10 protein-coding genes are annotated in these 11,581 nt (G+C 40.9%); all 10 read right to left on the reverse strand.

Annotation, left to right across the window (positions count from 1 at the left end; translation table 11 throughout):
• Positions 1-31 precede the first annotated feature (31 nt).
• On the reverse strand, positions 32-1,804 hold the full coding sequence (locus DXK30_RS03985; RefSeq protein WP_227670797.1) for a GAF domain-containing hybrid sensor histidine kinase/response regulator: 1,773 nt from the start codon (positions 1,802-1,804) through the stop codon (positions 32-34).
• 30 nt (positions 1,805-1,834) lie between these two features.
• Positions 1,835-2,695: a tRNA threonylcarbamoyladenosine dehydratase gene (locus DXK30_RS03990; protein WP_114700551.1), complete on the reverse strand. Its 861-nt coding sequence runs from the start codon at positions 2,693-2,695 to the stop codon at positions 1,835-1,837.
• Between the two features lie 87 nt (positions 2,696-2,782).
• Positions 2,783-3,778, reverse strand: coding sequence for a TatD family hydrolase (locus DXK30_RS03995; RefSeq protein WP_114700552.1), 996 nt, complete (start codon positions 3,776-3,778; stop codon positions 2,783-2,785).
• Positions 3,779-3,882: 104 nt separating this feature from the next.
• Entirely contained in the window at positions 3,883-4,050 is a 168-nt protein-coding gene (locus DXK30_RS12705; protein WP_162799509.1) for a hypothetical protein, read from the reverse strand.
• A 220-nt stretch (positions 4,051-4,270) separates the two neighbouring features.
• Positions 4,271-6,517: a type II secretion system secretin GspD gene (gspD, locus tag DXK30_RS04000; RefSeq protein ID WP_114700553.1), complete on the reverse strand. Its 2,247-nt coding sequence runs from the start codon at positions 6,515-6,517 to the stop codon at positions 4,271-4,273.
• 77 nt (positions 6,518-6,594) lie between these two features.
• Entirely contained in the window at positions 6,595-7,500 is a 906-nt protein-coding gene (locus tag DXK30_RS04005) for a type II secretion system protein N (RefSeq protein WP_114700554.1), read from the reverse strand.
• Positions 7,501-8,328, reverse strand: a complete 828-nt coding sequence (gene gspN, locus DXK30_RS04010; RefSeq protein ID WP_114700555.1) for a type II secretion system protein N — start codon at positions 8,326-8,328, stop codon at positions 7,501-7,503.
• Between the two features lie 228 nt (positions 8,329-8,556).
• Entirely contained in the window at positions 8,557-8,880 is a 324-nt protein-coding gene (locus DXK30_RS04015; protein WP_114700556.1) for an H-NS histone family protein, read from the reverse strand.
• 1,026 nt (positions 8,881-9,906) lie between these two features.
• Positions 9,907-10,530: a single-stranded DNA-binding protein gene (gene ssb / locus DXK30_RS04020; protein WP_101204383.1), complete on the reverse strand. Its 624-nt coding sequence runs from the start codon at positions 10,528-10,530 to the stop codon at positions 9,907-9,909.
• A 340-nt stretch (positions 10,531-10,870) separates the two neighbouring features.
• Positions 10,871-11,482 (reverse strand): DUF3833 domain-containing protein, encoded by a 612-nt coding sequence (locus tag DXK30_RS04025; RefSeq protein ID WP_114700557.1) that lies wholly within the window; start codon positions 11,480-11,482, stop codon positions 10,871-10,873.
• Between the last annotated feature and the right edge of the window lie 99 nt (positions 11,483-11,581).

Consider the following 11,581-nt stretch of genomic DNA (forward strand, 5'->3'; position numbering starts at 1 on the left):
TATCAGCACCAAAGTCTAATCTAATAAACTGTTACTCTTCTAATGATTGCTTCTGTATTAGCCAGTACTGTACTAAAGCATTTAACTGTTCTTGCTTAAAAGGTTTGGTACAATAATCCTGCATACCAACTTTCAGATATTTCTCACGTTCACCATCCATTGCATTGGCAGTCAGAGCAATAATAGGCGGTAATACTTCAGGATCATATAACTCATGCAGTTTAATAGTCGCCTGTACACCATCCAATATTGGCATATGATGATCCATCAAGATCACATCATAACGTTCAGGAAATAAAGCAAAAGCTTCAACTGCTTGCTGACCATCAGTGACATGAGTGACAGTATGACCGCTATTGGTCAATGCTCGTTTGGCAATAATTGCGTTAACAGCATCGTCTTCAACCAGTAATATATGACCAGCTCGTTCGTTAGTTGATTCGATCATTATCGTATCATGGGAGTTTTGCCATGTCTTATATTTGTCTTCGTCAATCGTAGGCAACGGTAACAATACACTAAAAGTAGTACCAACACCCACCTCACTATTTACGTGAATATGCCCACCCATCAGATCGACCAGTGACTTACAAACAGAAAGTCCGAGTCCAGTACCACCATAGATACGGTGAGTAAATGTATCTGCTTGATCATAGGCATCAAAAATAGCACTTAAAGATTCTGGTTTAATACCCACGCCAGTATCTTTTACTTCTATGCATAGAGTCATATTTTGACTGTTCTCTCTATTATACGCAGCAGTAACATCGTTATCAGCGACTTCTGGACAGAAACAGTTATTCATGTGTTTCACATCGATACTAACACGCCCACCCTCACGAGTGAACTTGATGGCATTATTAACAAGGTTTGCTATCACTTGTTTCAAACGCACCGGATCCCCTTTTATATAAGGCGATAATTTTTCAGTATAATAGTACTCTAAACTTAATCCTCTTTGGCGAGCTTTAGTCGCAAACAAACTAACAACTTCATTACATAGAGTAGCTAAGTTCAAAGGGACAGAATCAATGGTCATTTTCCCAGACTCTACTTTAGATAAGTCTAAAATGCCATCAATAATCACCATCAGGTGCTCATTAGAAACTTTAATATTATCTACATATTCCCGCTGTTCGCTACTAAGTTCGGTATCCCCTAACATTTCTACCATACCGATAATACCATTCATGGGCGTACGTATCTCATGGCTCATATTTGCCAAAAAACTAGATTTCATTTCATTGGCATGTTTAGCATCACGCTGTTTATCTTGCAACTGTAAGGCATCAGCAGCCATCTTTGCAAACTCAGCTAAAATCTTAGCTTGCTGTTTATCAAAATCATGATTGGGCTTTGTATCTAGCAAGCACAGAGCACCTAAACGGTAGCTATTATTTTCTTCATACAAAATAATAGGCGCGCCAGCATAGAATCGTAAATAAGGAGGCCCTACGACCATTGGGTTCTCCCTGAAGCGACTGTCCTCTAACGTATCTGCCACTACAAACACGTCATCAGACAGTATCGTATAATTACAAAAAGCTATATCTCGCGGGGTTTTACGCACATCGTCTGATACACTGGTACACTCATCGCCCGCCTTTACATACATTACCTCCTCATCCATGAAAGTAATTCTAACTCTTGACACCTCAAAAAAAAGCCTAGCAAGATCAATCAAACGTTTGAACGCAGGCTCATCATTATCATTAAGGACCTGATACTTCCTTAGCTTATTAATACGCTCTAATTCATCGACTGCTATTGGATAGCTATACTGGGGTGAGTTAGATATAGACAAAGTAAACTCCATTAAATAACATCAAACGTGTTAACTAATACGCTTCTGTTTTATCAATAATTGTAATGTTTCACTCACCATCATCATCGCCACCACCGATGTAATAACCACCGCTGATCCGTAACCACCGCACTGTAAACCACCTGTTTGACAGCTTTTATCTACAATTGGAGGTTCAGTCGAGTAAACGCATTTGATCCCAAATTTTTCTTTTAAAGTCTTATTAATACCTTTTTCATGGCGTAACTTGCTACGCAATTTAGCAAGTAGCGGATCTTGGTAACAATCACGTAGATCACTTACTCTAATCTGGCTTGGGTCTATTTTACCACCTGCACCACCTGCACATACCAACTTTAGTTTATTAAAACGGCAATGTAGTGCTATTGCTAGTTTAGCATCCATATCGTCTACACAATCCAAAACTGCAATCGGCTTGCCTTGGGAAATAGCATACTTCATTTGCTCACGACTTGGTAATAGGTCAGCGACGTTATCTACCGTCAAAAAATCATCTACCAAATTTAACGTCACTGTAGGGTTGATCTCCTTGATACGTGCTGCCATTGCCGCGATTTTACTTTGACCAAAAGTGCTGTCTAGTGCAGGCAATTGCCGATTGACATTCGAGGCAACCAGCACGTCCAAGTCAACTAAGGTAATCGTTCCTACTGCTGTCCGAGCCAGTGCTTCAGCTGCCCAAGAACCAACCCCTCCTACACCAATAACGTACACGTGTGCTGACGAAAAAGCATCCACAGCTGATGTACCGTAAAGCGTCTGTGTACCTTGAAAACGGCGATCATACTGCTCATTTTTTTGGTTGATCCCATCTTGTATAAAAGCGTCTTCGATGGATTGTAACTGTTCAAATTGCTGTGTTTCACTCATAATAGATCAAATTCTCTGTTTAAACATCTTAGCTATTCTCTTTTCGGTTGCTACTTCTCAGCCTTGTTTGTATCTATAATTAATATCTCACTGTACTGGATAACACCAATTAACCTTTAGAGCATCACAGCTGTTTTTCCATAACTGTTTAGCCAATTGAGCATGCGGTATCATTAATAATTCGCTTAAACTTGATAACACCCATAATAAATTAGCTGGTACATTTCTATCATGAAAATTAGTATTATCGAGTTTATTATTAGGGGCTTGCTTGTATTCCTTAGAGTGGTTATTTGATGTTTGGCACATAATAGGCATCATATCTGGACAGTCCGTCTCTATGACCAAACACTCTATCCCATAAATGTCGACCGCTGCCTGAATAGCACGCTGTAGCTTCTTAGCATTGGGATTGGTTATTTGACCTGTAACACCAAGTTTAAACCCCAGTTTTACAAAGGCTTTTGCTTCCTGTTCCCCACCACTAAAACTATGGGCAATGCCGCCCAGTTTTTGCGCATCATATTTATGTGCTTTTAATATCGCGAGCGCTTCGGCATGCGCCTTACGAATATGCAGCATCACTGGTAAACCATAAGCTACTGCTATATCTAACTGCGCTTCAAAAAACTTCTTTTGCTTATCAAAGATTTTAGGCTGCTTCATGGTATCAGTAAAAGTGTCTAGTCCGATCTCACCAATAGCTAGTGGACGACGCTCAGCTACTCTTCGCTTAAGCTGCATCAAGTGATGTTCAGTATGCTGCTCAATATAAAAAGGATGTAAACCCAGCGCAATATGCGCTTTAACGCAGGACTTATCATGTTTATTAGCTTCTATAGTTGAAGCAGAAGATAACGTCATACTATTAACCAAACACTCCACCTCATACATTCGCTCAAAATAGCGTTGTAGGTAACCTACTAATACTAGATGGCGTACACCTTGCCCATAAGCAAGCTGTACCTGCTGTGGTCTATCTTTATCAAACAGTGGTGCATCAAAATGCGTATGTGTATCGATGAGAGGAAACTTATGAGTAAGTATTGGCTTAGTAACAGGCAAAGGCTTAACACAGCTCATTAATGCACCCCCCCACAATAACCTTTTTAGTTATCGTATTACACAAAGAAATTCTATTATCGTTCATTTGATCAATACAGCACTTACAGTGAACCCTTCACATGCTAGTAGATAGTTTTGTCATCATTGCCGTTAGCATCAGTCACTTTTATTTTTCGCTTACTGGCCACATCTAGCTTATTCTTTTGACTACTGCGCCGAGGAATGAGTAATAAAGTGGCAGCGACAGTACTCAAAACGAACCACTTTCTTAAGTTTTTATGACTTGTCATTATTCATTCATACCTATTAATTGAGTCTAACACTTATAGATATAATAAGTAGATACATTAGAGTAGTCTACTACTGTTTAGTATACTTAAATATAGTAGAAGCTTTGTTTATCTGTGTTATGAATACGCAAGTTAATGTACGATGCAAATATTATCTATCACATCGTACATTGATTTATGTTAGTTGAATTATATTGACCGCTATATATAGGTTAATATTTTAACGATTGAGAGGATAGGTCGTGATACCGCTGTTAGGGTTATCTACTCTCGTAAAGCCTTGCGAAGTAGATTTTGGCGCTTGATCACGTTTAGGGATAAGAGGATTAAGCGGCATTAGCTCATAGTCCGCACTGACGTCACCGTCCCAGTCCTGTGTGCCGCTCAATGGTAATTGCTTGATTGTACCGTTTTTATCAATGACTAGCTGCAACACTCTCATTTGATTAAATTTGCGTTCAGTCACACTGGCTACCGCCCCACCATCACGTAAGATAGTCGGCTGTAAAAAGATAATCAAATTGCTCTTTTGGGTGCTGTCATTGTCAGAACGAAAGAGTCTACCGATAAGAGGAACGTTGCCCAGTCCAGGAACCTTTTGTTGACGTGTAGTGGTGTTATCACGCATTAGTCCGCCCAAGGCAATCGTCTGCTGATCATCTGCAAGGATGGTTGTGTTGATAAGGCTTTTATTGGTAATCAATCCACTAGCATTACCCGTACTACCTGGTACCACTGACGAGACTTCTTGCGATACCTCTAATCGTACTGTGCCATTGTCACCAATATGAGGAATGACATTCAAATTAATACCAATGTCTTGACGATCAATTGTCTGAAATGGGTTATTTGAATTATTGCCACTGGTGGTAAAAGACCCCGTAACAAAGGGTACGTTTTGACCAACCAAGATACTGGCTTTTTCGTTATCGAGTGTCAAAATCGATGGCATGGACAGCAAGTTGGCGCTGGTAGAAGAGTCAAGCGCCTGTAAAATAGCGCCATAAAACTCTGTATTGCCCTGACTGTCTTTGCGACTGTCTCCAATACCTATCAATGCACCTGCGATAGAGCTGGCAGCAGCGCTAATACCTGCCGTACTCGTCCCTGCTAAAGCGGCAGCTGCAAGCGTCGTCGCACTGGCTCCCACATTATTGAAATTGACCACTCCATAGCCACTGTTGGCGTTACCTAGCGCCCACTGAACACCGAGCTGGGTAGCATCATCGCCTGACACTTCAACAATAGCGGCTTGAATCAATACTTGTGCGCGGCGACTGTCTAATTGGTTGACCGCATCTTCAATCTCGAACATTAGCTCAGGTGCGGCATTGACGATAACGGCATTTTGAGTTTCGTCAGCGATAATACTAAACGGACGACCGCCCACTCCTGTGCTTGTTCCACTTGTGCTGCTAGTCGACACAGCGGCCGCACTGCTACTACCAAGGCTATCGCTGGCTGCATTATTAATTGCTGCACCTGTGCTACTTACATCATTTAGTGATGCTGATTCTAGTGTCGAGGTCGCACCAGCGCTATTAATAGATTGATTAGCGAGTAAGCCGCGTAACATATCGGCGATATGACCAGCACTAGCGTACTTTAAACGAAAGACACGTAGACCACTTAAGCGTCTGGTCGGAGTGGTATCTAACTGATTGACCATTTCTTGGACTTTAGCAATCATTTCAGGACTGCCTTTGACCAGCAGCCTATCGCTCGACGTATCGGCAATTACCTTTAGCTGATTGTTGCCACCTTGTGCTTGTCCACTACCCACACTTGAGACTAAAGCACTAATCAACTCCATCATACGTTCGGCATCGACGTGGCGCAGTGGTATCACTTGCAAACTGTCATTTACATTACTGTCTAAATCACGGATAAGAGCTGTCAGTTGGTTAAGGCTGTCTGCTCGATCGGACAACACTAGCGCATTGACACCAGGTACAGCGGCCGCGTGAGCCGACTGCGGCATCAATGGGCGAATAACACCTAACACCTCTGCAGCTTGGGTATTGGTCAAATAAATAACTCGAGTGGCAAGCGATTCACCCACACTATCACCGCGTAAATCAACCGCCACACCAGATTGCTTAGCAATATTATCTGGCACCAGTTTTGTCGTCGTTCCCGATTCAATCGCGGCGATACCGTTCACTTGCATCACGCTCAGAAAGAGCTGATAAATCTCATCACGGGACAGGGCTTTGTTGGAAATGACTGTGACATTGCCATTGATACGTGGATCAAGCACAAAGTTTTGATCCGTGATGGTCGCGACCTCATTAATAAAGGCTTTGATATCAGCGTTTTGCAGATTGACTTTCCAGCTCTCAGCATTGGCAAGACCAACACCAGCAGCCCATAATGGCACTGCTAGACAAAGTGGACGACACAGGCGCATCAAACGCTGCAGGCTACGGTACAAAGGCGTGGCTGAAAAATTCTGAAAACTTACCATATTGATGATTACCTACAGTGATATTGCTTACTATGTGCTGAGTTTTTAAGGAGCAATTTTTCTAAAAACCTACCTTCCTAGAACTGCTGGCGAATCGTAATAACTTGCTCACCACGTTGAACCTCTATCTGCGCTTCACCTGCTTGCTGTACTTGCTGAAGTACACCAGCATCTTGCGCAGGGTTATTACCTACGCTTTGTCCGTTGACCGTCAGTACCTTATCGCCTGGCTCTAACCCTAAACGATTACGTAAGCCAGCAGGCATCGCCGCTGTGACTTGGTAGCTCTCACCTGATGCCATCACCCCCATCCTACTTAGATAACTGGCAGGGTTTTCTTGCAAGGCCGTAACCGCTTCTTCGATAGCTGACTGTGGATTACTTGAAGTGTCTGCGCCAGTTGCCCCTTCTGCCTCAGGAACAGCGTTTTGTACTAGCTGGGGCCCTGTAGGCAACATGCTATTGTTTGGCAAACGCTGATTACTTATTCCGCTTGCTAGCATGTCACTTTGGTCTAATGGCATCGCCTCTGGCATTTTAATAACGGTTTCTTTATCGTTGGCATCAGCGATGATAACTGAATTCCAGTCAACAGCCACGAGCGTATAATCGCTGTCTTTTAGCTCATCACCGATGCGGTAATTTTTGACTTCGCCATTAACATTCAATAAGGCGGAAGACATGCTCTCAGGTATGGCTAGCAGTACGCCTTTTAGCTCAATGTTAGGAAGTGGTTGCACGGCTGCGGTAATAGGATCGGGATCAGCAAAGATTGCAAATAAGCCACTATAATCGTTGGTCGATTTGGCACTATTCTGTAGAGTTGCTAAAGGCAATGCAGGTGCTAAAGGCGCTGCTAGCAGTAGCCATAAAAGACGAGCGGCTGTCCAGCATAGCCAAGCAATAGCTAACAATAGCAGCCAACCTGAAAAGCGATTGAGAGTATTGATAACAGGTTTTAGGCTTGCGGCGATATTAAACATTTAGTTCGCCCCCAAACCAGCTAGCAATGGCTGGCGCACACTGACAACTGGCGTATCTTGAGGAGCTTGTCCTGTATACTCAGGCATGTTCTCTAGCAAACGCTGCGTCAGACTGACATCGAGCATATTGTCGCTATCGAGATACAGATCTCCCAAACGCTTATCTTGATTATTCAATAAATTGATATGGAGCAAATCTCTATTGTTTTTTTGCTCTGTACTAAGCTCAGCTCTTAGAGCAGGCATCGTAATATAAAAAACTTTGCCCCCACTAGGATAGCCTACCTCGCCGCCAACCCAAGTCAATTGTCCATCCGCTGCACTAAATCCGCCAACGTCTTTAGCAGGCTCACTACTAGATGCGTCACTTTTATCAGACTGGCGCGTTAGCGATACATTGTTTACTTGAATAGGGGTATTTGGCAGCTGCCAGTTGACCATACTCGCTAGCGTCTCAGGTGCAATTTTCCCACTCATGCTGTCAACTTGCCATGAGTTTAACCCAAGTTTAACTTGCCCATTCAGACGTGTCTGTGCTGAGTGAATGTTGACGTCCGCACCTAGCTTACCTATGAGTAACTGCCAAGGCTGCCATGACCATTCCGCCATACCTGTGAGCGAAGACGATGACATAGGCAATTGCCAAATGGCTGCCCCTTGCCATATATTGCCAGATACATGCTGGACATAAGGCGTATCTGGCGCGTATTTCTCAAGTAACCATGCTGCTGGCATTTGCAAAACAGCAAATAGCGCAAACAACACAAACCCAACTAGCCACCAGAGCTTACGGGGACGTTTATGAGAAAACTCAGATACTTGGGCCACAGTCGTACAACTCTTATATAAGACAAAAACGTCATTATCATAACAAACAATGGCATATAGATGACAGAAAAAAAGCCAGTATCTTTTTGCCAAAATAATGGCAAAGAGATACTGGCTTTTATTTTCTCGAAAGCAGCTATGTCTGTCGCTAAATGGTTGCAAATACACCATTATAAATAGCAACTTCAAACTAGTTCACAGAAAGTAACTTTATAAGAAAACAGCTAATTAAATAGCAAAATCTTCGATATCACGACCTGCTGCTAGCGCTTCGACTAACCACGTTGGCTTACGGCCACGGCCAGTCCAAGTTTCACTATGGTCATCAGTATTGCGATATTTAATACTGCGTTTTTTCTCTAACTTTTCACCAGCTTTTAATATCTCTTCGATCGTTGCATTGCTATCTTCTGCAATCTGCTCGAACTTCATATAGGCATCATACAAACGTTGATGTTGTTTTTTAGCGATAAGTTGTTGAGCATTTTCAGTGATAGCACGTAACTCATCTACGTTCATATTTTCTAAATCAATTGCGTTATTTTTGCTCATAATAAATCCAACTATAAAATAAGAGTTTGACCTCTATTGAGGTATTATTTTTCGTGAAAACATGCGGGGAACAAATCGTTCATTAGCCATTAAATCTGGGTATAAAATATAATTAATTCTAAATAGTATTTGATCTCTAATGGTATCTGGAACAGTCCATCACAGATAAAAATATATGACAACAGGCGCTCATTGTATCTATTTTAAATAAAATTAGTTTTAGATAAATCTAAACACACAAGTCATCATTCTTTATATATTGCTATTATAGCTTTGAAAATATTTTCTAATAATAAAATAAAATTCTATTATTTTGACTACTGCTAGAACTTCACAAAAATCTACTGTTAAAATAATAGAGTAGTAAGTCAATACACTATACTCTCAAATACTGCTAATCTTGAGGGTAGTCTTGCATTAGCTCAGTAACTCACTATGTCGTTCCTATAGTGCTTTCTGAAGAAGTTAACCATTTCATATAAATATCTATTATCCAAATAGCTTTCGATTTATTAACCAATATCAAGTAAAACTTTGGTTGTTATCATCGAAATTTATTTTATTTATAGACGATCAATATATTAACTATATGCCATATAAATTTAGTATAGCAATTTTTAAAACCAAACGTCACTAATCATAATTATTTTTTGGTACAAACGGTCAATATAGAGTATAGAAGGTAGTAAGCATATTAAATAATGTAAAAATCAATAGTATTAAACCAATACTAAATAAACTTAAGTTTAATCGTTTAAATATTAAGAGTATATTAAATAAATTAAAAACATTTTTAATAAAATTTTAGTTTACCTATGTTAAAAAGCATCAACTGAATTATATTTCTGGATATAGTTAATCCTCTATAAAAGAGCTACAGCGTTAACCTCGCTTGAAGTATGACATATACATCTGCACTCAGTTGCCTTGTATCTCTTTTAAATTGAATCAACTATAGCAAGCATTAAAAAAGCCCTGCAGTTGCAGGGCTTTTTTAGCATTTTTACATTCTATGTCTTATCATCATCAGAACGGAATGTCATCATCTACAGGGCCATCTGGCATTGCTGTAGGTTTAGATTGTGCAGGTTTCTGTGCTGGTTGATTGAACTGGTTTTGCTGAGCAGGCGCTTGATTGTTAAAGCTATTCTGACCACCTTGAGCTGCTGGTTGATTGTAGCCGCCTTGATGTGCCATCTGGTTATTTGCTTGCTGACCAAAGTTGTTCTGGTTGTTTTGGCCACCTTGATTATTATAGCCGCCACTTTGACCTTGGTTCTGACCACCAAAGCTATCTCCACCCTGACCACCGCCAGTTTGACCATCGAGCATTTGCATTTGTTCAGCACGAATCTCAGTAATATAACGGTCTTGACCACTTTGGTCTTGGTATTTACGTGTACGCAAACTACCTTCGATATAGACTTTGCTGCCTTTGCGCAGGTATTGCGCTGCGATTTCACCTAGACGGTTAAAAAGTGCAATACGATGCCACTCTGTCGCTTCTCTTTTTTCACCGCTTTGTTTGTCTGTCCACTGCTCTGATGTCGCAACCGAGATATTGGTTACGCTACCGCCATTGCTGAATTGGCGTGCCTCAGGATCTGCTCCGAGGTTACCGATGATGATAACTTTATTGACTCCGCGCATGATACCGTCCTTTTACTTATGAATAATTTAATAAACTGTTTTAATCGTTATCCGATAGCGTCAGTTGGCACTATCGACTGTATAATTTTACTTTAACCAATTTTTATCGAAATATCTATAGGCTACCTATGATGCACGTCAGTCTATGTCGCTTGGATAGACTTTCTTGGTATATCAGTCGATATGTCATAGCTCAATAGCTCAATAGCTCAATAGCTCAATAGCTAATAGATAATAGGTGAATAGCTGCTATTTTGCCATTTTAAGCTACTAAAGAACACCGTCTACCTTTATCGATATTGCGTAACACCTTACTTATTATCAAATGATTTAGACGTTTTTAATTAACATCAGAAGGCTTACGATGCATGCTCAACGTCACGCTACCTAGCTCTACGCCAAATTTTTTCATCACTGAGCGATTGAGCATGACATCCTCATTGATAAGATACATCCAATCATCAAAATTCACTTTGTAGGTTTTGTCCTCGACAGGTAACTCTAATAAGTAATTCCAGTGCAACGTATTGCCAACCACTTTCCCTGTTGCCTCGCCAATAACATCACCTGCCACACCTTTCCAGCTGCCATCTGTCTGCTCAGTTAGACGCCATATACGCTGCGATTTCGTGCCATCTGCCCACGAGAACTTCTCGTTTAAGATAATGACATCGTCTCCCTCATGGGTTGCATCAATATCAACATAAAAACGCTTTTTGACTTCGCCATTTCGACCTTGGAACATGCCCCAACCATCGATTTGACCCGAAAAAAACTCATGCATGTCGAGCGTTGGTGTGGTGTTCTGATATGCCTGAATATTTTGCGTAGCACAACCAGAAGTTAATAGCATAGCTGATAAACCAAGACCTACTGTTAACTTAGCTATTAAGCGATGCGCCTTCTTTTTACCCTCAATGACACTACCAGACAACATCTTAAATTTACTCATATTAATTCCTTTTAAATAGAGATAAATAGTTAGTTTCTACTTATTGATACTGATGGTTTATAAGATTGCTGTCTGTGCAATCTTTGCTATTTGGCTTTG

The sequence above is a fragment of the Psychrobacter proteolyticus genome (genome assembly GCF_003350005.1).
Taxonomy (GTDB): domain Bacteria; phylum Pseudomonadota; class Gammaproteobacteria; order Pseudomonadales; family Moraxellaceae; genus Psychrobacter; species Psychrobacter proteolyticus.

Coding starts and splice junctions, on each gene's coding strand:
- DXK30_RS04025 (WP_114700557.1), bottom strand. CDS start 11,482: ATGAGTAAATTTAAGATGTTGTCTGGTAGTGTCATTGAGGGTAAAAAG.
- DXK30_RS03990 (WP_114700551.1), bottom strand. CDS start 2,695: ATGAGTGAAACACAGCAATTTGAACAGTTACAATCCATCGAAGACGCT.
- DXK30_RS03995 (WP_114700552.1), bottom strand. CDS start 3,778: ATGAGCTGTGTTAAGCCTTTGCCTGTTACTAAGCCAATACTTACTCAT.
- DXK30_RS04015 (WP_114700556.1), bottom strand. CDS start 8,880: ATGAGCAAAAATAACGCAATTGATTTAGAAAATATGAACGTAGATGAG.
- gspD (WP_114700553.1), bottom strand. CDS start 6,517: ATGGTAAGTTTTCAGAATTTTTCAGCCACGCCTTTGTACCGTAGCCTG.
- ssb (WP_101204383.1), bottom strand. CDS start 10,530: ATGCGCGGAGTCAATAAAGTTATCATCATCGGTAACCTCGGAGCAGAT.
- DXK30_RS12705 (WP_162799509.1), bottom strand. CDS start 4,050: ATGACAAGTCATAAAAACTTAAGAAAGTGGTTCGTTTTGAGTACTGTC.
- DXK30_RS04005 (WP_114700554.1), bottom strand. CDS start 7,500: ATGTTTAATATCGCCGCAAGCCTAAAACCTGTTATCAATACTCTCAAT.